This window comes from Micromonospora sp. AMSO1212t (assembly GCF_008868145.1).
GTDB lineage: Bacteria > Actinomycetota > Actinomycetes > Mycobacteriales > Micromonosporaceae > Micromonospora > Micromonospora tulbaghiae.
On the sequence record NZ_WBKS01000053.1, the window covers coordinates 1 to 24287 of the forward strand.

General features: G+C 74.0%; 23 protein-coding genes and 1 pseudogene. All 24 read right to left on the reverse strand.

The window, feature by feature from the left end; translation table 11 throughout:
- Positions 1-376 (reverse strand): annotated as a pseudogene (locus F8279_RS15665) (ATPase); the annotation flags it as partial.
- 140 nt (positions 377-516) lie between these two features.
- Positions 517-1365 (reverse strand): hypothetical protein, encoded by an 849-nt coding sequence (locus tag F8279_RS15670; protein ID WP_091420752.1) that lies wholly within the window; start codon positions 1363-1365, stop codon positions 517-519.
- Between the two features lies 1 nt (position 1366).
- Positions 1367-2311 (reverse strand): RluA family pseudouridine synthase, encoded by a 945-nt coding sequence (locus F8279_RS15675; RefSeq protein WP_091420757.1) that lies wholly within the window; start codon positions 2309-2311, stop codon positions 1367-1369.
- A complete protein-coding gene (gene lspA, locus F8279_RS15680) occupies positions 2308-2910 on the reverse strand; it encodes a signal peptidase II (protein WP_091420760.1) in 603 nt (200 codons plus the stop codon). Before lspA ends, F8279_RS15675 begins: the two co-directional genes overlap by 4 nt.
- A gap of 66 nt (positions 2911-2976) precedes the next feature.
- The gene (locus tag F8279_RS15685) at positions 2977-3396 is read right to left on the reverse strand and encodes a TraR/DksA C4-type zinc finger protein (RefSeq protein ID WP_030500254.1); all 420 of its coding nucleotides are present in this window, start codon (positions 3394-3396) and stop codon (positions 2977-2979) included.
- A 224-nt stretch (positions 3397-3620) separates the two neighbouring features.
- Positions 3621-5126 (reverse strand): potassium/proton antiporter, encoded by a 1506-nt coding sequence (locus F8279_RS15690; protein WP_091420764.1) that lies wholly within the window; start codon positions 5124-5126, stop codon positions 3621-3623.
- Between the two features lie 22 nt (positions 5127-5148).
- Entirely contained in the window at positions 5149-5457 is a 309-nt protein-coding gene (locus F8279_RS15695) for a DUF167 domain-containing protein (protein ID WP_091420767.1), read from the reverse strand.
- Positions 5458-5459: 2 nt separating this feature from the next.
- A complete protein-coding gene (locus F8279_RS15700) occupies positions 5460-6179 on the reverse strand; it encodes a hypothetical protein (protein WP_151500341.1) in 720 nt (239 codons plus the stop codon).
- A 72-nt stretch (positions 6180-6251) separates the two neighbouring features.
- Positions 6252-7055, reverse strand: a complete 804-nt coding sequence (locus F8279_RS15705) for a DivIVA domain-containing protein (RefSeq protein ID WP_091420772.1) — start codon at positions 7053-7055, stop codon at positions 6252-6254.
- A 41-nt stretch (positions 7056-7096) separates the two neighbouring features.
- A complete protein-coding gene (locus F8279_RS15710) occupies positions 7097-7402 on the reverse strand; it encodes a YggT family protein (protein WP_030500249.1) in 306 nt (101 codons plus the stop codon).
- 28 nt (positions 7403-7430) lie between these two features.
- The gene (locus F8279_RS15715; RefSeq protein ID WP_091420775.1) at positions 7431-8132 is read right to left on the reverse strand and encodes a cell division protein SepF; all 702 of its coding nucleotides are present in this window, start codon (positions 8130-8132) and stop codon (positions 7431-7433) included.
- Positions 8133-8325: 193 nt separating this feature from the next.
- Positions 8326-9072 (reverse strand): YggS family pyridoxal phosphate-dependent enzyme, encoded by a 747-nt coding sequence (locus F8279_RS15720; RefSeq protein ID WP_091420778.1) that lies wholly within the window; start codon positions 9070-9072, stop codon positions 8326-8328.
- Positions 9073-9081: 9 nt separating this feature from the next.
- Positions 9082-10197, reverse strand: coding sequence for a cell division protein FtsZ (ftsZ, locus tag F8279_RS15725; RefSeq protein ID WP_091420781.1), 1116 nt, complete (start codon positions 10195-10197; stop codon positions 9082-9084).
- A gap of 228 nt (positions 10198-10425) precedes the next feature.
- Positions 10426-11244, reverse strand: coding sequence for a cell division protein FtsQ/DivIB (locus tag F8279_RS15730; protein ID WP_091420784.1), 819 nt, complete (start codon positions 11242-11244; stop codon positions 10426-10428).
- The gene (gene murC / locus F8279_RS15735) at positions 11241-12722 is read right to left on the reverse strand and encodes a UDP-N-acetylmuramate--L-alanine ligase (RefSeq protein WP_151500342.1); all 1482 of its coding nucleotides are present in this window, start codon (positions 12720-12722) and stop codon (positions 11241-11243) included. Before murC ends, F8279_RS15730 begins: the two co-directional genes overlap by 4 nt.
- A 31-nt stretch (positions 12723-12753) precedes the next feature.
- Positions 12754-13860 (reverse strand): undecaprenyldiphospho-muramoylpentapeptide beta-N-acetylglucosaminyltransferase, encoded by a 1107-nt coding sequence (gene murG / locus F8279_RS15740; protein ID WP_151500343.1) that lies wholly within the window; start codon positions 13858-13860, stop codon positions 12754-12756.
- Positions 13860-15275, reverse strand: a complete 1416-nt coding sequence (locus F8279_RS15745) for an FtsW/RodA/SpoVE family cell cycle protein (RefSeq protein WP_192580704.1) — start codon at positions 15273-15275, stop codon at positions 13860-13862. Before F8279_RS15745 ends, murG begins: the two co-directional genes overlap by 1 nt.
- 247 nt (positions 15276-15522) lie before the next feature.
- The gene (gene mraY, locus F8279_RS15750; RefSeq protein WP_091420798.1) at positions 15523-16650 is read right to left on the reverse strand and encodes a phospho-N-acetylmuramoyl-pentapeptide-transferase; all 1128 of its coding nucleotides are present in this window, start codon (positions 16648-16650) and stop codon (positions 15523-15525) included.
- Positions 16647-18056 carry a UDP-N-acetylmuramoyl-tripeptide--D-alanyl-D-alanine ligase gene (gene murF, locus F8279_RS15755; RefSeq protein ID WP_151500344.1) on the reverse strand — a complete coding sequence of 470 codons (1410 nt, stop codon included), beginning with the start codon at positions 18054-18056 and terminating at the stop codon, positions 16647-16649. The genes mraY and murF overlap by 4 nt, the downstream gene beginning before the upstream one ends.
- Positions 18053-19615, reverse strand: coding sequence for a UDP-N-acetylmuramoyl-L-alanyl-D-glutamate--2,6-diaminopimelate ligase (locus F8279_RS15760; RefSeq protein WP_192580703.1), 1563 nt, complete (start codon positions 19613-19615; stop codon positions 18053-18055). The genes murF and F8279_RS15760 overlap by 4 nt, the downstream gene beginning before the upstream one ends.
- A 52-nt stretch (positions 19616-19667) precedes the next feature.
- On the reverse strand, positions 19668-21884 hold the full coding sequence (locus tag F8279_RS15765) for a penicillin-binding protein 2 (protein WP_151500346.1): 2217 nt from the start codon (positions 21882-21884) through the stop codon (positions 19668-19670).
- Between the two features lie 3 nt (positions 21885-21887).
- Complete coding sequence (locus F8279_RS15770) at positions 21888-22469, reverse strand: hypothetical protein (RefSeq protein ID WP_091420809.1); 582 nt, start codon at positions 22467-22469, stop codon at positions 21888-21890.
- A complete protein-coding gene (rsmH, locus tag F8279_RS15775; RefSeq protein WP_091421961.1) occupies positions 22466-23575 on the reverse strand; it encodes a 16S rRNA (cytosine(1402)-N(4))-methyltransferase RsmH in 1110 nt (369 codons plus the stop codon). The genes F8279_RS15770 and rsmH overlap by 4 nt, the downstream gene beginning before the upstream one ends.
- Before the next feature lie 204 nt (positions 23576-23779).
- Positions 23780-24211, reverse strand: a complete 432-nt coding sequence (gene mraZ, locus F8279_RS15780; RefSeq protein ID WP_013287610.1) for a division/cell wall cluster transcriptional repressor MraZ — start codon at positions 24209-24211, stop codon at positions 23780-23782.
- Positions 24212-24287 lie beyond the last annotated feature (76 nt).

The window sequence follows — 24287 nt, forward strand, 5'->3', positions numbered from 1 at the left end:
GGGGCGGCCCGGCGCGCCAGGTCGGCTCCGGGTCGCTGCGGTACGCCGGTTCGGCCCGGTAGGCCGGCTCGCCGTCGTGCCGGGGATCGGCGCGGAAGGCCGGGTCGACCCGGAACGTGGCCTCGGCCCGGTAACCGGGCTCGGCGCCGTACGACCCGTCGGGGGCGCGGCCGACGGCGGTGGCGCGGCCGGTCCACCCGGTGCCCGCGCCACGGCGGGGCAGCGGGTCGGGCGGCGGCGCCGGTTGCTCCTCGACGTGCCGGTCGGCGTCGGCGTGCTCCGCGCCGCGACCGCCGAGCCGGGCCCGGTCGAGCAGCGCCCGCCACCGCGGTGCCGGCTCGCCCTGCCGACCCCAGCCGGTCTCGCTGCCGTCCAAGGATTCGCCCTCCCCCAGCCCATCGATCTCCGCCTGACAGGCTACGAACGAAACCCTATTCGGACCACTCCCCGCGCCGCACATCGCCCGGTGGCCCGCCGCACCATGGGATCGGCCCGGTAGCCGTGCGCCCCGATGTCTCAGGAGGTGGGAGCGGGATTGGGCGCTCCGGAGCCGGTCACGGACGCGGGGGCGGTGGGTGAAGGTCCGCTCACCGTCCGTGCGGCTTCCGACGAATCGCCCATTCCGCCTGCCTCGGCCGGTCCGGTGTCGGCCGGCGGCCGGACCACGTCACGCTGCTCGGGCAGCGGCGGGGTGAACACGGTCCGGTCCAGACGGGTCACCTCCGGCGCCGGGTCCACCACCCGCACGCCCGGACGCCCGGCGAGCGCGCGCAGGGCGTCCGGCGCGGCACCGACCACCGCGGCGTAGACGCAGGCGCAGCCCGCCCGGTACGCCTCCGCCTCGCGGGCGGCGACCTCGGCGCCGCTGTCGTACGCCCGGCGCAGCTCCGGATCGGCGGCGGCCGCGGCGGCGCGGGACCGGTAGTCCGCGGCCTCCCGGTCCTTGCGCGTCGCGACGCCGGTCATCCCGGCCACCACGTCCTGCGGCAGGCGCAGCGCCGCGATCCGGACGATCTCGGTCTGCCGGCCGGGCAGCGGCACCCGTGCCACCACCGCCGAGACCCGCGTGCCGTCCAGCGCGGCGGCCGCCCGCGCCGGGGTCAGGTAGTCGCCGAACGACACCAGCGCGTAGCCGTCGGGCGCGTCGAGGCGGGCCAGCTCGTCCCCGGCGGCGCGCAGGTACGCCGGGATGCTCGCGCCGTCGGTCACGCCGACCCGGGTCACCTCGCCGACCGTGCGGTCGCTCACCGGGCGGTCCCGCCGCTGCGCCACCGCCACCACCAGCACCACGAGCGCGCAGGCCAGCGCGAGCCAGGTCAGCGCGGCGGACCGGGACCGGCGCGGAGGCGCGGGATCGTCGCTCACGTCAGTCGCGCAGGATCTCCAGCGCCCGGGCCAGGTCGTCCGGGTACTCGCTGACGAACGTCACCTCGTCACCGGTGGCCGGATGCGCGAAGCTCAGCGAGCGGGCGTGCAGCCACTGCCGGGACAGCCCGAGCCGGGCCGACAGCGTCGGGTCCGCGCCGTAGGTCAGGTCGCCCACGCAGGGGTGCCGCATGCTGGAGAAGTGCACCCGGATCTGGTGCGTGCGCCCCGTCTCCAGCCGCACGTCGAGCAGGCTGGCGGCGGGGAACGCCTCGAGCGTGTCGTAGTGCGTGATGCTCGGCTTGCCGCCGGAGACCACGGCCCAGCGGTAGTCGTGGTGCGGGTGCCTGTCGATCGGCGCGTCGATGGTGCCGCGCAGCGGGTCCGGGTGGCCCTGCACCACGGCGTGGTAGCGCTTCTCCACCTCGCGCTCCTTGAACGCCCGCTTCAGCGCGGTGTACGCGCGCTCGCTCTTGGCCACCGCCATGATGCCGGTGGTGCCCACGTCGAGCCGGTGCACCACGCCCTGCCGCTCGGCGGCGCCGCTGGTGGAGATGCGGTGACCGATGCCGGCCAGCCCGCCGATCACGGTCGGGCCGGTCCAGCCGGGGCTCGGGTGCGCGGCCACCCCGACCGGCTTGTCGACCACCACGATGTCGTCGTCGGCGTACACCACTGTCAGGCCGGGCACCGCCTGCGGCACCACGGTCGGCGGGGCGGGCGGCGCGGGCAGCGTGACCTCCAGCCACGACCCCGCCTTGACCTTGTGCGAGTTGGGCCGGGCCACGCCGTCGACGAGCGCGTCCCCGGCGTCGATCAGGCCGGCAGCGGCGGTGCGGGAGAGCCCGAACAGGCGGGACACGGCCTGGTCCAGGCGCATGCCGTCGAGGCCGTCCGGTACGGGCAGGGAACGGGTGTCGCCGCCGGCGGCGAATGCGGAGGTCACGCGCTCTCCCGCTGCTCGGCCGGGGCGGCGGCGTCGCGCTTCTCGTCGCGCAGCCGGGAGCCGTCGCGCTGCCGGCCGGTCAACTCCAGGAAGACCGCGAGCACCACGCCGCACACCAGCGAGCTGTCGGCCAGGTTGAACACCGGCCAGACCTGGCCGTACGGGTCGAAGAGGCTGATCATGTCGACCACGTGCCCGACGAAGTGCCCGGGCGCGCGGAAGATCCGGTCGATCAGGTTGCCCAGCGCGCCGCCCAGCACCAGGCCGAGCGACACCGCCCACGGCAGCGAGCGCAGCCGCAGCGCCATCCAGGCGATCCACCCGATCACCACGAACGTGATGATCGGGAAGACCCAGGTGTGGTCGGAGCCGATGCTCCAGGCCGCGCCGCTGTTGCGGGTGAGGCTGAGGTAGACCGCGCCGCCGAGCAGCGACACCGGCTCCCGGCCGGTCAGCTCGGCGAGCGCGAGCTGCTTCGTGCCGAGATCCGCCAGCAGCGAGAACAGGGACACGCCGAGCAGCAGGCCGACGGCCTTACGGCGGGGCGCGCCGGCGCCCGACTCGGTGGTGCCGGCCCCGGCGGGCGGTGCTGCGGTCATCTGCTCCCCATCGACGCTTGCGACGGTGTGGTCACCGTCTGCCGTACGGCCGCCGGGGAGCGGTGATCAGCGCCGCTCCTCCAGCTGCTTGCACGTCACGCAGAGGGTGGCCGACGGGAACGCGGCGAGCCGCTCCACCGGGATCGGGTTGCCGCACCGCTCGCACCAGCCGTAGCCACCCTCGTCGAGGCGCTCCAGCGCGCGCTCGACCTGCGTGATCCGTTCCTTGATGCTGTTGGCGAGAGAGATCTCCTGCTCCCGCTCGAACGTCTTGGTGCCGGTGTCGGCCTGGTCGTCCCCGGCCGAGTCGGTCAGCCGGTCGCGCTGCAGCTCGGTGATCTCGCTCAGCGTCTGATCGTACTCGGCGTTGAGTTCGTCCCGCCGTGCCGCCAGGGCGGCCCGGATCTTCTCGGTCTCCGCGGCGCTGCGGGTGGCCTTCGGCGCGGGCTTGCGGCCGGCGGTCCTGGTGTCGGCTGGCTTCGCCATGTCAGCTCCCTCAGCCGCGTGGCGCGGCGGTCAGCGGTACGTGGGCGGGGACGCCTTCGTCGGCGTCGTCCGCGTACGGAAGGGTGCACGGCGAGCGAGTCCGCCGTGCACTCCGGAGGTTGGCAAGAATACGGAACGTACAGGCGTCCGACAACGTGCCGCACCGTCGTCCCACGTATCCGCCCCGGACTGCCATCAATCGGGGCAAAAGGAACGGTAGCAGATCAGCGGGCCTGCTCCTCGCCGTACTCCCCGAACCACCTCGCCAGCCGACCCCGGCGGCTCACCGCCCGCAGCCGCCGCTCGGTCTCGTCCCGAACGCCGGCGGTGGCGACGATGAGCAGGCTGTCCCCGACCTTGAGCCGGGTATCGGCGCCCGGCACGAAACCGACGCCGTCACGCAGCACGAGCGTCACCGCGGCGCCGACCGGCAGCCGCAGCTCGTCCACGTGCACCCCGGCCAGCCGCGACCCGGTCGGCACCTCCAGCTGGAGCAGATCCGCGCGCATCCGTTCCAGCGGCGCGGTCTCCAGCAGGATCTCGCTCGCCTCCGCCGGCGCGGTCACCCCCAGCCGGCGGGCGGCCGGCGCCAGCGTCCCGGCCTGGAGCAACGTGAAGATCACCACCAGCACGAAGACGGCGTCGAACAGGCGGTCGGCCCCCGGCACGTGCAGCGACAGCGGGATGGTCGCCAGCACGACCGGCACCGCGCCGCGCAGCCCCGCCCAGGACAGGAACAGCTGCTCGCGCAGGTTCACCCGGAACGGCAACGCGGACACCGCCACCGACAGCGGCCGGGCGAGCAGCAGCAGCGCCAGCCCGGTGATCACGGCCGGCAGCACCGCCGCGTCCAGCCGGCTCGGCGAGACCAGCAGGCCGAGCAGCACGAACAGGCCGATCTGGGCCAGCCAGGCCAGCCCGTCGGCGAAACCGAGAATGGCCTGGCGGTGCGGCAGCCGCGAGTTGCCGAGCAGTACGCCCGCGACGTACACGGCGAGGAAACCCGAGGCGTGCAGCATCGAGCCGGCCGCGTACGCCAGCACGGTGAAGCCGACCACCGCGATCGGGTACAGGCCGGCCGACGGCAGCGCGGCCCGGCGCAGCGCGTACCGGCCGGCCAGCCCGGCGCCGACCCCGACCGCCGCGCCGGCGCTCAGTTCGTAACCGAGCAGCAGCACCTCGTACCACCAGGGGTGGGCGGCCTCGACCCCGGCGCGGGACAGCAGCAGCACCAGCAGCACGACCGGGGCGTCGTTCACCCCGGACTCGGCCTCCAGCGCGGCCACCAGCCGGGGCGGCAGGCGCAACCGGCGCAGCGTGGCGAACACGGCCGCGGCGTCGGTGGAGGAGAGCACCGCGCCGTAGAGCAGCGACAGCCGCCAGTCCAGGCCCAGCAGCAGGTGCACCACCACGCCGACGACCACGATGCTGACCACGACGCCGACCGTGGACAGCGCCGCCGTCAGTCCCAGCACCGGCCGCAACGTGCTCCACCGCGCGGTCAGGCCGCCCTCCGCGATGATCACGATGAGCGCGCAGAAGCCGAGCACCCGGGTCAGCTCGACGTCGTCGAACCGGATGCCCAGGCCGGCCTCGCCGAGCAGCACGCCGAGCGCCAGGTAGACCAGCAGACTCGGTACGCCGAGCCGGGTGGAGAACCGCACCGCGCCCACCGCGACCAGCAGCACGGCGGCGCCCACGAGCAGCGCGACGTCGAGCCCCGGGGTCATCGCCGGCCGGCCCGACCGGACCTCACGCCGTGCTGCCGTCGCGCAGCCGGCGCAGCACCTCGGGCAGCCCGTCGTGCGGGCGCTCGACCAGGAACAGCTTGTCGCGGCTGGCCGCGCCGGAGCGCAGCGAGACGGTCGCCGGCCGGACGCCGAGCGCGTCGGCCAGCGCGCGCCGGGCCGCCTCGGTGGCGCGGCCGTCCACAGCGGGCGCGTGCACCGCGACGACGAGCGCGGGACCGTACGGCCCGTCGAACCGCCCGCCCACCCGGGCGCGGGAGGCCCCGGGCTTCACCCGCACCGCCACGGTGAGTGTGTCGTCCGCGATCGTCATGGTCAGCGGGGCCGGGCCTCGGCGAGCAGCGTGGTGGCGGCGGCGCAGCGCGCACACGGGGTGAAGCCCAGCGCGACCGCCTCGGCGACGGGCAGCGGTTCGTCCTCCCGGCCCACGAGGTGCGGGCAGTCGGGCAGGTGGAAGCGGGGGTGGCCGTCGACCACCAGGACCTCGTCGGGCAGCCGGACCAGCCGGGCGACCTCACCGGTGGAGAGGAACTCGGCCGGTGGGTCGCCGTCGAACGCCTCCCCCGGTGCGGGCGAGGTGGGGCGTGCGGTCTCCGGCACGCGCGGGCCGGGCGGTGAGTAGGGGGTCGCGTCCGCGACCACCGGATCCGGCGCCGTGTAGGGCTCGGCGTCGAACGGCTCGGCCGGCGGCGAGTACGCGGCCGGCGGTGGGGCGTCGTCCGGCTCGGTCACCGGCGACCCGGGCGGTTGCCGCCACCCGGATCCGCCGGCGCCGACCGTGGACGTGTGGTGCGGGACCGGGCTCACCGGTTCGTCCGGGGACGGGACGGTGTGCGAGGTCCGCATTCGCGGCCCGGCCTCCCGGCCGGCCGTGGCCCGCGTCGCGGCGGCCTGGCGGGCGAACGCGACGAAGGCGACGGCGGACAGCAGGCTGGCCGCGATCGAGACGATGAGCAGGATGCTGGACCCGCCGGCGAGGCCGGCGACCAGCAGCACGACCGCGACGAGGATGAGCAGGATGCTGGCGGCTACCACGGCTCACCCCCGGCCGCGTCGTGTCGGTCTGGGCGGTCGGTGGCCGTCACGGGGACGGCCACCGACGCGGGATCAGCGGCCGGACTCGAGCGAGCCCGCGCGGCCACCGCCGTAGGAGCCGGCGAGGCCGGCCGCGGCGAGACCGTTGCTGCCGGTGGCACGGTTGCCCTCGGTGCGGTTCATCTCCACCTCGAGACCCTGGCCGCGACCGTCGAGGTCACGCAGCTGGCTCTCCAGGTACGCCTTGAGGCGGGTGCGGTACTCGCGCTCGAACTGCTTGAGCTCCTCAATGTGCTTCTGCAGCGCGGTGCGCTTGGCGTCCAGGCCGCCCATGGCCTCCTGGTGCCGCTGGCGGGCGTCCCGCTCCAGGGCGTCGGCCTTGGCGCGCGCCTCCCGGGTGACCTCCTCGGCCTTGGAACGGGCCTCGGAGAGCAGCTGGTCGGCCTCGCGACGGGCGTCGGAGACGTGGTCGTCGGCGGTGCGCTGGGCCATCATGAGCACCCGCAGCGCCTGCTGCTCGCCGTCAGCGGTCACGCCGGCCGGGCCGCCCTGCGTGCGGACCTGCTCCAGCTCGGCCTGCATCGCGCGGGCCGCCTGCTCGGCGGCCGCCTTGTCGCGCTGCACCCGGTCGAGCTGGGCCTTGACGTCGTTGAGCTCCGCCGCGAGGCGGGCGTCGCCGCCGGGGCCGGCGGGAGCGCCACCCCGACCGCCGCGCTCCACCTGGGCGCGCAGCTCGTTGTTCTCCTCGATCAGACGGGCCAGCTCGCGCTCGACCTCGTCCAGGAAGGCGTCGACCTCCTCCTCGTCATACCCCCGCTTGCCGATCGGCGGCTTTTTGAAGGCGACGTTGTGGACGTCGGCCGGGGTCAGCGGCATCGAAACTCCTCGGGTCAGTTGCGGCCGCGAAAGCGCTCTGGTCAGGCAAACGCGAAGATCAGGCGCCTAAACACGAACTCCATCAGCACGAACAGGATAACCAGGAGCACAAGGGAGGCCAGGTCGATGCTCACGGTACCAATTCGCAGTGGCGGGATCACACGCCTCAACGCTCGCAGGGGCGGATCAGTGACGCTCCACACGACTTCCAGTCCCGCCGACGCTCCCCGGCCCGGTTGCCAGCGGCGACCATAGGCCAGCACCGCCCCCATAACAAATCGCGCCAAAAGGACAATTAGGAAGATGTACAGCAACAGGTAGAGCACCTGGAACAGGATCGACAACACGGCAGGCGACGTCCCTCGGTCGTGCGGCTCAGCTCAGGCTGAAGAAGCCGCCCTCAGCGATCTTGGCCTTGTCCTCCGCGGTGACCTGGACGTTGGCCGGTGAGAGCAGGAACACCCGGTTGGTCACGCGCTCGATCGTACCGCGCAGACCGAACGCGAGCCCGGCGGCGAAGTCGACCAGTCGGCGGGCGTCCGCCTCGTCCATCTCGGTGAGATTGATGATCACCGGTACGCCGTCGCGGAAGTGCTCGCCGATGGTCCGCGCCTCGCGGTACGTGGTCGGGTGCAGCGTGGTGATCTGGTAGCGCTGCTCGTCCTCCGGCGCCACGCGCTCCCGCTCGCGCGGCTGGGCCTGCGGCGCGAGCGCGAGGTTGTCCCGGGTGTGGTAGGTCAGGGCGCCCGAGGTGTCACCGGCGGAGGACCGGGTGATCGACCGCACGCTGGACCGCTCGGCCCGCTCCGGGCGCTCGGACTCGGCCCGGTCGGCGTCGACCGCGCGGCTGGAGGCGCGCTCGGACAGCCGGCCCCGGTCGCCGAGCCGGCTCCGCGTCGTCGGCGGCTCCTCGGCCTCGTCGTCGTCCTCGTCGGCGAACTCCTCGGCGTACCGGCTCGACCGGTAGCGCGACGAGTCCCGGTAGCCACCCTTGTCGTAGCCACCGTCCTCGTACGCCCGCTCGTCGTCCTCCTCGACGAGACCGAGCCAGACCCCCGCCTTGCGCAGTGCACCCATCCCCGCGCCCTTCCGTCCGCCGTGCGGCACGCGCCCCCGTGCCGTGTCGCTTGATCACGAGTGGACGATCATGCCCACCGGACCGGATCGGCAATCCCCTGACGCGCGGTTCGCGGTCCGCCCGTCACGGCCCCCGGCTACGGGAACGCCGTCCTGAACAACACTGATGTAATTTGCTTCCGTCGTGCTGAGGCTACCGCAGCGCAGGGCGCATTCCGAGCAACGCGCTGCCGACACGGACATGTGTCGCGCCGTGCCCGATCGCGCTCTCCAGGTCTCCGCTCATGCCCGCCGACAGCACCGTCGCGCCCGGATGGTCGGCCCGCAGTGCCGCCGCCACCTCGGCCAGCCGGGCGAACGCCCGGTCCGGCTCCCAGCCCAGCGGCGCCACCGCCATCAGGCCCGCCAGCCGCAGACCGTCGGCGCCGGCCACCGCCGCGGCCACCGGGTCGAGCCCTCGCTGCGGATCGGCCGCGCCGGGCAGCGCCCCGCCCCGGTCCGGGTCGCCGTCGATGCTCACCTGCACCAGCACGTCCAGCGGCCGGTCCCGGACCGCGCCGGCGGCGGCGTCCAGCGCGGCGGCCAGCCGGACGCTGTCCACCGACTGGACCACGTCGGCGTACCGGACCACCGAGCGGGCCTTGTTGCGCTGCAACTGGCCGATGAAGTGCCAGCGCGGCGTGGCCCCGGCGTCGGCGACCGCCTCCGCCTTCGGCGCCGCCTCCTGGTCGCGGTTCTCCCCGACGTCGGTCACGCCGAGCCCGGCCAGCGCGACCACGTCCGCCGCCGGGTACGTCTTGGTCACCGCGACCAGGGTGACCTCGTCGCGCGGCCGCCCGGCCGCCGCGCAGGCGTCGGCGATGCGGGCCCGGACCCGGGCCAGGCCGGCCGCGAGTTCGGCGCGCCGCTCGGGCCGCACCGCCGTCTGTGACTCCGTCATCGGCGCGGCTCAGGACCCGTTCTTGAGGAAGTCGGGCACGTCGACGTCGTCGAAGAGCACCCGGCGCGACGGCTGCTGCGGCGCCGGCATGGTGGCCGGCGGACTCGCCGGCGCATTCGGCTGGGCCGGCGGGTTCTGGTTGCTCTTGCGCGGCGACTCGACCGCCTTGTACGCCGGCGTGCCCCCGTCGAAGCCCGCCGCGATCACGGTGACCCGCACCTCGTCGCCGAGCGCGTCGTCGATGACCGCGCCGAAGATGATGTTCGCGTCCGGGTGGGCCGCGTCGGTGACCAGCTGCGCCGCGTCGTTGATCTCGAACAGGCCCAGGTCCGACCCGCCGGCGATGGAGAGCAGCACGCCGCGCGCGCCGTCCATGCTCTGCTCCAGCAGCGGGCTGGAGATGGCCGCCTCGGCCGCCTCGACGGCGCGGTTCTCGCCCCGGGCGCTGCCGATGCCCATGAGCGCGCTGCCCGCGCCGCTCATCACGCTCTTCACGTCGGCGAAGTCCAGGTTGATCAGACCCGGCGTGGTGATCAGGTCGGTGATGCCCTGGACACCGGAGAGGAGCACCTGGTCGGCGGTGCGGAACGCGTCCATCATGGAGATGTTGCGGTCGCCGAGCGCGAGCAGCCGGTCGTTCGGGATCACGATGAGCGTGTCGCACTGGTTGCGCAGTTCCTCGATGCCCGCCTCGGCCTGGACCTGCCGGCGCTTGCCCTCGAACGAGAACGGCCGGGTGACGACGCCGATGGTGAGCGCGCCGAGCTTGCGGGCGATGTTCGCCACGACCGGCGCGCCGCCGGTGCCGGTGCCGCCGCCCTCGCCGCAGGTGACGAACACCATGTCGGCGCCCTTGAGGACCTCTTCGATCTCGTCGCGGTGGTCCTCGGCGGCGTTCTTGCCGACGTCCGGGTTGGCGCCCGCGCCCAGTCCCCGGGTCAGCTCCCGGCCCACGTCGAGCTTCACGTCGGCGTCGCTCATCAGCAACGCCTGCGCGTCGGTGTTGATCGCGATGAACTCGACGCCCTTGAGCCCAACCTCGATCATCCGGTTGACGGCGTTGACGCCGCCGCCCCCGATGCCGACGACCTTGATGACCGCCAGGTAGTTGTGCGGAGGTGTCATCTCCGGTCCTTTCCCTTCGAGATTGGCATGGGCCGACCCCACACGGCTTGGCCGGATCAGCGGCCTCCGACGGCTGAACCCTCACCCTCTACTAGAGGCTTAGAGTTATGTCAACCACTGATCTCTTCGGGGCAACGTATGCGCCGCCGCGCCAGGAGCCAAGGACCTGTTCCGGCGTGTCGCAGACCTAGCGACCGGGGACACAGCGCACACTCGCTGAGCCGCGGGTCACTCGAACGTGACCACGTCCGGCGCGCTGACGTCGATCCGGTCGGCCTTGCGGCTCAGCAACGCGGTGGCCACGGTGGACTTGTCGGTCCCCCGGGAGGCGTCGCCCCAGAACACCTGACGCTCGCCGCGCAGCATCAGCGTGATCCGGGCCAGCCCGGCCACGTCCACCGCGACCAGCTCCGCGCGCAGCTTCTCCCCCAGCGCGGCGAGCACCGCCAGCCCGGCCCGCGTACCCGGATCGTCGGGGCCCGGCCGAGCCACCTTGACCAGCGGCAACCCGTCCGGCGCCCGGTCCAGCCGCTGGAACACCACACCCGCGCCGTCGACCACCACGAAGCCGTCGCCCTGCGGCACCGCCGCCACCGGGGTGCGCTCCTGCACCCGGATCACGAGCGTGCCCGGCCACTCCCGCTCCACTGTGGCGCGGGCCACCGGGGGCAGCGTGCCGACCTTGCGCGCGGTCGCGTCCAGGTCCACCCGGGCCAGCGGCGCGTTGTCCGGCACCGCGGCGGCGTCGCGGATCTGCACCGGGGTGACCAGCCGCGCGCCGACCACCCGTACCTCGCGCACCCCGAACAGGCCGGTGCCCAGCACCGTCCACGTCACCAGGCCCGCGACGGCGAGCACCGCGGCGGCGACCGCCCAGGGCAGCGCGGCCCGCATCCGCCGCTGCCGGGCCCGGGCCATGAACCGGCGGGTCGACGGCGGCACGGCGTCCGCGTTCGCCCGCACCAGCTGCCAGCGCCGGGCCGGACTGCGCCGCCCGCCGCCGCCGTCCGGTCCGGGGGTACGGCCGCGGGCCGGACCGGGACTCATCCGGCGGGGGTCGCCGCGCCGTCCGGGTCGACGCCGGCGCTCAGCCCCGTGCCCCCGGCGGAGCGGGCGAGCAGGGCGTCGAGCAACTGGTCCCCCATCAGCGAGGTCGGCGGCGCGCCCATGGTCACCACCACGTCGCCGGTCCGCGCCCGCCGGACCACCTCGCCCGGCACGTCGTCCCACGCCTCGACGAACACCTTGCGCTCGGCCGGCAGCGGCACCTCCTGGATCAGCGCGGCCGAGCCCTCGCCGGGGCGGCGCGTCTCGCCGGGGCCGAAGACCTCCAGCAGCACCACCTCGTCGGCGATGCCGAGCGCGGCGGCGATCTCCGCCTGGTTGTCGCGGGTGCGGTAGAGCCGGTACGGCTGGAACACCACGATCAGCCGGCCGTCGCCGGCCACCTCGCGCAGCGTCTGCAACGCCAGCGTCATCGAGGTCGGGTGGTAGGCGTACTCGTCGTAGACCAGCACGCCGTCCGCGGCGCCCTTGCGCTCGAAGCGGCGCCGCACGCCCGGGAACGCGCCGAGCGCGGCCTCCGCCGCGGCCACCGGCAGTTCCAGCAGGTACGCGGCGAGCACCGCGGCGGCGCTGTTGAGCGCCATGTGCCGGCCCGGTACGGGCAGCCGGATCTCACCCAGCGGCCGGCCCTCGACCTCGGCCTGGTAGCGCACCCCGTGCGCGGACGACACGACCTCGCTCATCCGCAGGTCCGCGTCGGCGGACTCGCCGTACGTCCAGACCCGGCGGCCCTCGGCGCGCAGCGTCTCGGCCAGCCGGCGCCCGCCCGCGTCGTCGGCGCAGGTGATCACGAAGCCGGCCGGGTCGGTGAGCCGGGCGAACTCGGCGAACGCCGCCTCCAGGGTGGCCAGGTCGCCGTAGGTGTTGAGGTGGTCCGCCTCGATGTTCGTGACGATCGACACGAACGGCCGGTAGATGAGGAACGAGCGGTCGCTCTCGTCCGCCTCGACCACGAAGTGCTCGCCGGTGCCGTGGTGCGCGCCGGAACCCACCTCGGAGATCTCGCCGCCGATAACGAACGACGGGTCGGTGCCGGCCTGCTGGAGCACCATGGTGACCATCGAGGTGGTGGACGTCTTGCCGTGGGTGCCGGCCACCGCCACCGTGCGGCGGCCGGTCATCGCGGCGGCGAGCGCCTCGGAGCGGTGCAGCACCCGCAGACCCCGCCGGCGCGCCTCGACCATCTCCAGGTGGTCCTGCGGGATGGCCGAGGAGTAGACCACCGTGTCCACCCCGTCGAGGTTGGACGCCTCGTGGCTGGAGTGGATGGTGCCGCCGAGCGCCCGCAGGCCGGCCAGCGACGGCCACTCCCGCAGCTCGCTGCCGGAGACCGGCAGGCCCCGGGTGAGGAAGAGCCGGGCCAGCCCGGCCATCCCGACGCCGCCCACCCCGATCAGGTGGATCCGGCCCAGGTCCTCCGCCGTCATGGTGCCGGCGGGCGTGAACTGCGCGGTGTTCATCAGACGTACCTTCCCGTCGCGGTTTCCCTCATCAGCGGGCGACCGCCTCGTAGACGAAGTTCAGCAACGCCACGTCGCCGTCGCGGCGGCCGTAGCCGGCCGCGGCGTGGCTCATCGCGTACAGCCGCTGCGGGTCCCGGATCAGCGGGATCACCGTCCGCTCCACCCAGGCCGGGGTCATCTCGGCGTCGTCGACCAGCAGGCCGCCGCCCGCCTCCACCACCGGCAGCGCGTTGCGCTTCTGCTCCTGGTTGCTGTGCGGGTAGGGCACGTAGACGGCGGGCAGGCCGATCGCGGCCACCTCGGCGCAGGTCATCGCGCCGCCCCGGGCCAGCATCAGGTCGGCCGCGGCGTAACCCAGCTCCATCTCGGACAGGTACGGCAGCGTGACGTACGGCACCGGAAGGTCGGTGGGCACGGACACCGGCTCGTTGCGGGCGCCGATGACGTGCAGCACCTGCACGCCGTTGCGCGCCAGCTCCTTCGCCGCGCCGGAGACGGCCAGGTTGATCGAGCGGGCGCCCTGCGAGCCACCGGCGACGAAGAGCACCGGCAGGTCGGGACGGAGTCCGAAGTGGGCGCGGGCGGCGTCACGCAGCGCGACCCGGTCCAGCCCGGCGATGCCCCGGCGCAGCGGCACGCCCACCACGCGGGCGTCGCGCAGCGCCTCGGCCTGGGCCGGCTGGTGCGGGAAGCCCACCGCGACGTTCTTGGTGAACTTCATCCCGAGCCGGTTCGCCACGCCCGGCGGCACGTTCACCTCGTGGATGACGATGGGCAGCTCCCGCCGCCACGCGGCCAGGTAACCGGGCACCGAGACGTACCCGCCGAAGCCGACCACGGCGTCGGCCTGAACCTCGTCGATCACCTTGCCCGCCGCGCGCGCCGCCTTCCACATCCGGTCCGGCGTCCGCACCAGGCTCATGTTGACCGACCGGGGAAGCTGGTAGGCCGGGATCTGCCGCAGGTCGTAGCCGGCCGGCGGGATCAGCTCGTTCTCCAGCCCCTTCGGTGTGCCCAGACAGGTGATCCGGACGCTCGGGTCGTGTCGGCGCAGGCAGTCGGCGAAGGCGAGCAGCGGGTAGATGTGCCCGCCCGTACCCCCTCCGCAGAGCACCACCGAACGCAGCGGACCCATCAGCGTCTCCTCTCGCTCGCCGCGCCGGAGCGCGCCCGGCCGGACCGGGCGCCGCGGGGCGCGGCTTCGTCGTCCTGCCGCCGCTGCCGGGACCGGGGCACGGACCCTCGGTCGGCCGGGGGCGGCGCCGGCTTACGGCGCCGGCCGGGAAGCGGCGGCAACGGGGCCCACACTAGTCGGACCCATCGGGCGGGCGGACGGGCATGCAGCGCTCGCGCCGCGTCCGGCTCCGCGCGGGCGAACGAGGCGAGCATGCCGATCGCGGCGAGCGTCACCACCAGGGCGCTGCCGCCGTCGGAGATGAACGGCAGCGGCACACCGGTCAGCGGCAGCAGGCCGGTGACGCCACCGATGTTGATGACGGCCTGGCCGACCAGCCAGGCGGTCACGCCGGCGGCGGCGAGCCGGCGGAACGGGTCCTCGACCCGGCGGGCGATCCGCATCCCGGTGTACGCGAGCACGGCGAACAACGTCAGGACCACTGTGCAGCCGACCACGCCCAGTTCCTCGGCGACGATGGCGAAGATGAAGTCGTTGTGCGCCTCGGGCAGGTAGTTCCACTTCAGCGAGCTCTGGCCCAGCCCGACGCCGAACCAGCCGCCGTTGCCGATCGCGTAGCGGGCCTGCACGAGCTGGTAGCAGTAGTCCAGCTTCTGCTCGAAGCAGGTCTTCGGATCTGGCGGGTCGAGCCACATGGTGAGGCGGCCGAGCCGGTAGTTGTCCGCGTCCCGGGAGCCGGAGCCGGCGCCGAGCGAGGCGGCGGCCACCAGCAGACCGATGCCGGCCAGGCCGATCGCGGAGAGCGCGGCGAAGACCCGGCCCCGCACGCCGGCCGCCCAGAGCAGCCCGACCACGAGCGCCAGCAGGCAGAGCATGCTGCCCAGGTCGTTGAAGCCGACCAGCACGAACAGCAGGCCCACCACCGGGAACAGCGGCGTGGCCAGTTCCTTCCACCAGCCCAGCGCGGCGCCCTTGCGGGCCAGCACGTGCGCCGCCCACAGCACCAGCGCGAACTTCGCCACCTCGACCGGTTGCAGCGAGATCGGGCCGAGGGAGAGCGAGAGGAGTTCGGCCCGCAGCGGCCCGATCGACGTCACCCCGAACAGCGAGTTGAGCGCGACGAACAGGTTGAGCGTGAGCAGCAGCGCCACCGCCACGCCGAGCGCCGGGCGGCTCACCGCCCGGAACGTGCGCGCGGGCAGCCGCTGGCAGGCCCAGAACGCGCCGATACCGATCACCGCGAACACGGCCTGCTTGGTCAGCGACGCGGACGCGTCGCCGCCCTCGGCGAAGTCCTTCACGCTCGTGGCGGAGAAGACCATGGTGAGGCCGATCAGCAGCAGCAGGCCGGCGCTGGACAGCAGAAGGTAGTACGAGGCCAGCGGCCGGGCCAGCAGGCCGCGCAGCGCGGCCAGGCCACCGGCCGGATCCCAGCGCGCCGCGGGCGGGTCGGCCGGAGGCGTGGCAGCCGGAGGCGTGGCAGCCGGGGCACGGCGGGCCGGCGGGTCGCTGGTCACCTGGATGTCTCGTCCCTCCCCCACAGGCCCATCATGGCCGCTCGACCCGCCCGCCCGTGGCGCAACCGCCCGGTCGGCGTGTCGGAACGTGAGACGGCGGGGCTCCGGTGACAATCGGGAGCCCCGCCGTGACGCGGTGGTGCGGTCAGCTCACCGCGGCGAGGAACTCGCTGTAGAACAGGCCCAGCGCGATGGCCACGCCGATACCGGCGATGATCCAGAACCGGACCACGATGTTGACCTCGCTCCAGCCGGCCAGCTCGAAGTGGTGCTGCAACGGCGACATCCGGAACACCCGCTTGCCGGTGGTGCGGAAGGAGATGATCTGGATGACCACGGACATCGTGATGATCACGAACAGGCCGCCCAGGATCGGCAGCAGCAGGATGGTCCGGGTGGACATCGCCATGCCGGCGATCAGGCCGCCCAGCCCGAGCGCCCCGGTGTCGCCCATGAAGATCCGCGCCGGGGACGTGTTCCACCACAGGAAGCCCACGCAGGCACCGGCCGCCGCACCGGCGATCAGCGCGATCTCCAGCGGGTCGCGCACCGCGTAGCAGTACGACTCGGTGTAGTTCGGGTCGGCGCACCAGTGCCGGTACTGCCAGAACGCGATCAGCGCGTACGCCGCGAGCACCATCACCGAGGCGCCGGTGGCCAGGCCGTCCAGGCCGTCGGTGAGGTTGACGCCGTTGGTGGCCGCCATGACCACCATGATGATGACGATCACCGCGCCGATCTTGCCGATCTCCAGCGCCGGGATGTCCCGGATGAAGCTCAGCGTGGTGCTGCCCACCGTCTCGGTGTTCGTCGCGTTGCCGCCGGCGTCGGTCATGCTCGACGGGAAGTAGACGGCCACCGCGCCGAACACGGCTCCGACCAGGATCTGCCCGGCCAGCTTGCCCCGCTTGTTGAGGCCGCCGCTGTGCCGTTTGCGGACCTTCAGGAAGTCGTCGATGAAGCCGACCGCGCCGGAGAACACCATCAGCCCCAGCAGCACCAGCGCCGTGATGGTCGGCTCGACCTGGGCGATCTGCGCGTCCGGCAGCGTGGTCAGCGCCAGGTGCCCGGCGACGTACGCGATGACCGTGGCCAGGATGAAGACCACGCCGCCCATCGTCGGCGTGCCCTTCTTGCCCTCGTTGCTGGCGAGCCCGAGGTTCGATCGGATCGGCTGACCGGCCTTCAGCCGGGCGAACACCTTGATCGCGATCGGGGTGCAGAACAGCGAGATCAGGAACGCGACCCCGATGGCGACGATGACCGCCCTCATGCGGCGCCGCCCTCCGTCGCACCCTCACGGGCGTCCGCGCGCAGCGCGTCGGCCACCTCCCAGGTCCGGTACCGGGAGCCCTTCACCAGCACCACGTCTCCCGGACGCAGCTCGCTCCGCAGCACCTCGACGGCCGCCGCCTGATCGGTGAGCAGCACCGACTCTCCTCCCCAATTACCTACCGCTGTCGCGCCCTCGTGGATCGGCGCCGCCGGCTCGCCCACCACGAGCAGCCGGTCCACTCCCAGTTCGGCCGCGAGCCGGCCGACCTGCTGATGCCCCTCCCGTTCGAAGTCACCCAGCTCGGCCATGTAGCCGAGCACCGCGACGGTACGCCCGTCGCCGCGCATGCTGGCCAACGCCCGCAGCGCCACGCCGGTGGAGGCCGGGTTGGCGTTGTACGAGTCGTCGATCACGGTCACCCCGTCGGGACGCTCGAAGACGTCCATCCGGCGGGTCGAGACCAGGCCCAGCTCGTTCAGCGCCGCCGCCAGGTCGGGCAGCGGCAGGCCCAGCTCCCGGCCGACCGCCGCGGCGGCGAGCGAGTTGGAGACCTGGTGCCGGCCGGTCAGCCCGAGCCGCACCGGCGCGCTGCCCTCCGGGGTGACCAGGGTGTACGAGGGCCGTCCCCGGCCGTCGAGCGTCACGTCCACGGCGCGCACGTCGGCGCGCTCCGACTCGCCGTAGCGCACCACCCGGGCGCCGGTACGCGACGCCATCGCGTCGACCCGCGGGTCGTCGGCGTTGAGCACCGCCAGCCCGTCGTCGGGCAGCGCCTCGACCAGCTCGCCCTTGGCCAGCGCGATGGTCTCCACCGAGCCGAACTCGCCCAGGTGCGCCACGCCCACGTTCAGCACCACCGAGATCCGCGGCGGCACCACGTCGCACAGGTAGCGGACGTGCCCGACCCCGCGGGCGCCCTTCTCCATCACCAGGTAGCGGGTCTCCGGCGTGGCCTGCAACGCGGTGTACGGGTGCCCCAGCTCGTTGTTGAACGAGCCGGGCGGCGCCACCGTCGGGCCGAGCCGCACCGCGAGCTGGGCGATCAGGTCCTTGGTGGTGGTCTTGCCGGACGAGCCGGTCAGCCCGATCACGGTCAGCCCGGGCAGCCGGTCCACCACCGCGCGGGCCAGCCGGCCCATCGCGTCGAGCGCGTCGCCGACGAGCACCATCGGCACGCCCGGCACCTCCCGGGTGCCGAGCACCGCGACCGCGCCGGCCGAGATCGCGCCGGCCGCGTAGTCGTGGCCGTCCACCCGCTCGCCGGGGAAGGCGACGAACAGCCCGCCCGGGCTCACCTTGCGGGAGTCGAACTCGACAGTGCCGGTGACCCGGGCGTCCGGGTCGGCGCCGGCCAGCCGGCCGTCGACGGCGTCGGCCACCTCGGCCAGCGTCAGCGGGATCACCGCTGACCCACCAGGTCGCCGAAGCGGACGCGCAGCGCCGCCGCCAGCTCCACCCGGTCGTCGAACGGCAGCACCTCGCCGCCGATCTCCTGGCCGCGTTCCTGGCCCTTGCCCAGCACCGCCACCACGTCACCCGGTTCGGCCACCCGGACCGCCTCCTCGATCGCCGCCCGCCGCCCGGGCACCTCGATGACGCGGGCCGGGGTCGCGGCGGCGTACGCGCCGGTCAGCACCTCGGCCCGGATCGCGGCCGGATCCTCGGTCCGCGGGTTGTCGTCGGTCACCAGCACCACGTCGGCGCCGCGCGCCGCCACGCCGCCCATCACCGGCCGCTTGCCCCGGTCCCGGTCGCCGCCGGCGCCGAGCACGCAGATCAGCCGGCCTTCGGTCAGGCCGCGCAGCGCGGTGAGCACCGCCTCGATCGCGTTGGCCTTGTGGGCGTAGTCGACGACGCCGCGTACCGGGGCGTCGCCGCTGACCAGTTCCAGCCGGCCGGGCACGCCGCCGCAGGCGGCCACACCGCGCGCCGCGGTCCGTGCGTCCACCCCGGCGGCGACCAGCAGGGCGACCGCGAGCAGCGCGTTCGCGACGTTGTGCCGGCCGGGCAGCGCCACGCCGGTGGGCAGCGTCAGACCGTCCGGCCCGTGCAGCGTGAAGCGCTGCGCGTAGCCCTCTCCGTCGACCCCGTCGGCCCACCAGGTCGCGTCCGGGTCACCGGCCGCCGAGTAGGTGACGGTGCCCGGCTTGTACAGCGGGCGCAGCGCCGGGTCGTCGTGGTTGAGCACCTCGACCCGGCAGCGGCCGTCGAACAGCTTGGCCTTGGCCGCGAAGTAGTCCGCCTCGTCGGCGTGGAAGTCCAGGTGGTCGGAGCCGAAGTTGGTGTAGCCCCCCACGTCGAACCGGACGCCGCCGACCCGGCCCATGGCGAGGGCGTGGCTGGACACCTCCATGACCACGGTGTCCACCCCGTGCTCGCGGGCCACCGCGAGCATGGCGTGCAGGTCGGTGGCCTCCGGAGTGGTCCGGACGCTGTCGATCACCAGGTCGCCGAGGCGGGTCTCCACGGTGCCGATCAGCCCGGTGACGTGCCCGGCGGCCCGCAGCCCCGACTCGACCAGGTAGCTGGTGGAGGTCTTGCCGGCGGTGCCGGTCACCCCGATCACGGTCAGGCCGGCGGTCGGGTCGCCGTAGACGGTCGCGGCCACCTCGCCGAGCGCGTCGCGCGGGTCGTCGACCACGACCACGGGCAGGCCGGTGCCGGCTGCGAGCGCCGCGCCGGCCGGGTCGGTCAGCAGGGCCACCGCGCCCGCCTCGGCGGCTGCGGCGGCGAACTCCGCGCCGTGGCGCCGGGCGCCGGGCAGTGCGGCGTACAGGTCGCCGGGGCGTACCTCCTGGGAGGCGTGGGTCACGCCGGTGACGGCCAGTTCGGCGGCCTCCTCCGGCGGGGTCGCCGCCACGCGGGCGGCGAGGTCGCCGAGCCGTACGGGACGCACGGTTGTGGGACGTGGATTGCCGGGCACGGCGTCAGACCCTACCCGGTCGTCCGGTTCCGACCGCACAGCCGCCCCGGTGGTTCGTCGCCACTCACCGATGATGTCCCGCCGTCCCCGCTCAGCGCGGAAAGACCTCGAACTTCGGGGACTTGTTGGTGAGCGACGGCGGCACCCGGTAGTGGCGGAGAGTGAAGCCCATCATCTCCCGGAACGCGGGCGCGGCGACCGCGCCGCCCCCGCCGCCGGGGCTCCACACGAACACCGCGACGACGTACCGGGGGTTCTCCGCCGGGGCCATGCCGATGAACGAGCCGACCTCGCCGGGCTGCTGCTTGCCGCCGTCGTAGCGCAGGCCGGTGCCGGTCTTGCCGGCCACCCGGTAGCCGGGCACGGCCGCGGCCAGCCCGGTCGCCGGGCCGTCCGGGCCGTCGACCGTGGTGACCGCCTCCATCATCCGGCGCAGTGCCGCCGCGTTGGCCGGGCTGAGCACCGAACGGGTGGTGGGCGCCGCGGCGGGGCTGCGCTCGCCGTCCGCGCCGATGGTCTCCTTGACCAGGTGCGGCTGCACGTACGTGCCGTTGTTGGCGATGGTCGCGTACGCGGCGGCCATCTGCAGCGGGGTGGCGTCCACGCTGTGCCCGATCGGCACCGACCCGTACGCCGAGCCGCTCCACTGGTCCGGCGGGAGCAGCCGGCCCGCGGCCTCACCGGGCATCCCCTCACCGGTCGCCTGGCCCAGCCCGAACCGCTTCTGGTAGTCGAAGAGACGGTCCTTGCCCAGCTTCTCGGCGATCTCGATGGTGCCGACGTTGGACGAGTAGGCGAGCATGCCGGGGATGCTCATGGTGCGGCCGTCGGCCGGGTGGGTGTCGCGGAACGTGACGCCGCCGCGGACGATCGTGTTGGCGACCGGGAACGTGGTGTCCGGCGTGATCACGCCCTCCTGGAGCGCCGCGCCGTAGGTGATCGCCTTGTGGATCGAGCCCGGGTCGACCACGAACGTCGTGGCCGCGTCGTCCCGGTCGGCCGGGGAGCCCACCTTGGTGGGGTTGGCCGCGTCGTACGTCGGCTGGCTGGCCTGCGCCAGCACCTCGCCGCTCGGCACCTCGATGATCACCGCGGCGCCGACACTGCCCTTCACCTTGGCCGTCTGCTTCGCCAGGATGCGTTGCGTCATGAACTGGAGGTCCCGGTCGACGGTGAGCTTCAGCGAGCTGCCCGGCTGCGGCTGGGTGGTACGGCTGTAGCCGCCCGGGATGGGCGCGGCCAGGTCACCGAGGCCCACCTCGTAGGTCCGCTTGCCGGCCTGCCCGCGCAGCACGTCGTCGTACTTGGCCTCCAGCCCTTCCAGGCCGTTCATGTCCTGGCTGACGAAGCCGATCAGGTTGGCGGCCAGGTCACCGCCGGGCACCTCGCGCCGCTCGTCGCGGTGCACGTTGATGCCCGCCAGGTCGAGCGCCATGATCTTCTTCGCGGTGCCGATCTCCACGCCGCGGGCCAGGTAGACGAACTGCAACGGGGTGTCGGTGCCGGGCAGCGTGCGCTTGCGCATCTTCTCGGCCAGGTCGGACACGGGCACGCCGAGCAGCGGGGAGAGCAGGCGCGCGGTGGCGAACCGGTCCTTGACCCGGGTGGGGTCGGCGAACACGTACCGGGCCTCGACGCTGTGCGCCAGCGGCTCGCCGCCGCGGTCGAGGATCGCCCCGCGCGGGGCCGGCAGCTCGACCACGGCGAGCCGGTTGGGCAGGCCGCCGTCGGCGTACGCCGGGGTGTCCACGGTCTGGAGGTAGACCAGCCGCACGCCGATGCTGGCGAACAACGCCAGCGCCAGCACGGTGCCGAGCCGCAGCCGCCGGCGCGGGTCGCCGAGTCGCGGTGGCCGGCGCGGCTTGCGTACCGGCCGGCGGGGCTGGGCGGCCGGGCGGCGCGGCTGGGACCGGCGGCGCGGCGGCGGCGCGTCCTCGTCGTCGTCGTCGAACGGTTCCCGCACCGGCCGGGACGAGACGGTCCGCACCACGCCGGCCCGGCCGCCCGCGGCGGTGGACCGGCGGCCGGACCGGGCGCCGTCGGTCACGGGCTCGCGCGTGCCGGCCCGCCCGGCCCGGCCGCCGTCGAGCACCTGCAACGCGGGCCGGAACGGGTCGCCGGACCGGTTGCTGCGGGGGGTACGCCGTTGCTCGGCGCCGCCGCCCTCGCGCACGGTCCGCCCCCGCGGGGTGTACGCGCGGGCGTCGGAGATCCCGCCGAGGCCCGGCTCGCGCGGCTCCGACCCCCGCGACGATCCGCGCCGGGAGCCTGTGGCGTCCCGGCGCGGATCATCCGATCTCGGCGGCATGACTCAGCCTCCGTTGCCCTGCTGGCTGGTGACCGACGGGGCGCCCTGCGCGGGGTGCGGCACCCCGATGGTCTGCCCGTCCGGCAGCCGGATGTAGGCCGGGTCCTCGGACTCGACCAGGCCGAGCCGCCGGGCGTTGGCGGTCAGGTTGCCGGGCGCCTTCTGCTCGGCGATCTCCTTCTTCAGCTCCTGCTCGTCCACGTCCAGCTTGGCCTGCTGCTGCTGGAGCTTCTCCAGCTTGAACGCGTTCTCGTTGATCTTGGTGTTGACCGCCAGGATGCCCAGCACTCCACCGACCACCAGCACCAGGATCAGCGCGACGAACGGAGCCCGGGGCACCCGGATCGGCGCCGGCGGGGCGACCCGCAGGCGCGGCGCCGGCGCACCGGTGACCCGGGTACGCTCGGCCGGCCGCAGGGCGGCGGTGCCCTGCGTCGGGAACTCGCGCGCCCCCCGGCCGCGAGTCGCCTCCCGGCGGTCGGTCGCCGTCGTGTCCCGCGTGGTGCGCTGCGCCGCGGTCCGGCCCCCCGACCGCGGTGCGCGCTGCCCGACGGCTCCCCGGCCGTCGCGCTTCTCGACGTTCATGTCCCCTCCCCCTCCTCGTCCGTCCCGTTCGCGTCCCCCGGGGCCGACCCCGGGTCCTTGCCGGACCCCGGTGACCCCGTCCCCGGTTGGTGCATCGCCTTCACCCGGCGGCGGTACCGTTCGCGGTCGGTACGCCCCTGCCGGGCCGCCTCCGGGTCGAGCCGTTCCGCGGCCCGCAGCCGCACCGAGGCGGCACGCGGGTTCGCGGACACCTCCGCCTCCCCGGGCAGCTCGGCGCCCCGGCTCAACAGCCGGAACGTCGGGCCCGACCCGGGCAGTTCGACCGGGAGGTCGACCGGGCCCTTACTGCGAACCCGGTCGGCGAGCGCGTGCTTGGTGAGCCGGTCCTCCAGCGAGTGGTAGGACAGGACCACCATGCGGCCGCCCACTGTGAGCTTGTCCAGAGCAGCCGGCAGCGCCGTCTCCAGCGCTGCCAGTTCTCTGTTTACCTCGATCCGTAAAGCCTGAAACGTTCTCTTTGCCGGGTGTCCACCGGTTCGTCGGGCCGGCGCCGGAATGGCGTCCCGCACCAGCTCGGCCAGGCGGGCCGACGACGTGATCCGGGTCCGCTCCCGTTCCCGGATGATCGCCGAGGCGATCTTCCCGGCGAACTTCTCCTCGCCGTACACCCGCAGCAGGCGGGCCAGGTCCGGGTGGGAGTAGGTGTTGACCACCTCCTCGGCGGTCACCCCCCGGGTCTGGTCCATCCGCATGTCCAGCGGCGCGTCCTGCGCGTACGCGAACCCGCGGTCGGGCGCGTCCAGTTGCAGGGACGAGACTCCGAGGTCGAACAGCACCCCGTCGATCGCCGGGTAACCGAGCCGGTCGAGCACCTCGGGCAGCTCGTCGTAGACGGCGTGCTCCAGGTGGATCCGGTCGGCGAACCGGGCCAGGCGGACCCGCGCGTGGGCGAGCGCCTCGGTGTCCCGGTCCAGGCCGATCAGCACCGTGTCCGGATGCGCCGTGAGCACCGCCTCGGCGTGCCCGGCCAGGCCGAGTGTGGCGTCGACGTGCACGGTGCGACCGGGCCGGCCCAGTGCGGGGGCCAGCAGCTCGAGACACCGCTCGAGCAGCACCGGCACGTGCGTGCCGCGTAGCTCCCCCATCTCGACCCCCACCCCGTTCGCCAACCGCTCCGTCACGTGTCCGTCGTCGCCACGACGCCTCGCCATACCGCCAGATCCCCATCCGCTCCCGCCCGCCGGAGGCCGCGGCCCTCCGTGTCGGATCGTGCGCCTGGCACCGGGGAAGGGGTGCCAGGAACTCGAAAGCGGCTGGAGATCTCGCAGTACGTCGGGCGCCGTCACGCCCTACAGACCGCCGGGCAGCACCCCCTCCTCGATGTCGGCGAAGTCGTCTTCGCTCTCCGCGAGGTAGGCCTCCCAGGCCGCCTTGTCCCAGATCTCCACCCGGGTGCTCGCTCCGATCACGACCAGATCCCGGTCCAGTGCCGCGTACGACCGCAGGTGGCCGGGTATGGTGACCCGCCCCTGCTTGTCCGGCACCTCGTCGTGCGCGCTGGCGAAGAAGACCCGGCTGTAGGCCCGGGCCGCCTTGCTCGTCATCGGCTGCGCGCGCAACTGGTCGGCGATCCGCTGGAACTCGGGCATCGGAAAGACGTAGAGGCAGCGCTCCTGCCCTTTGGTGATCACGACACCCCCCGCCAGTTCGTCCCGGAACTTCGCCGGCAGGATCAACCGGCCTTTGTCGTCCAGGCGCGGAGTGTGGGTGCCGAGGAACATCGGCCCAACCCCCTCGCCCTGAGCGGCGTTCGCGGCGCCGCTGACCCCCCGGGCCGGTGTGGCCCTCCCGGCCTCA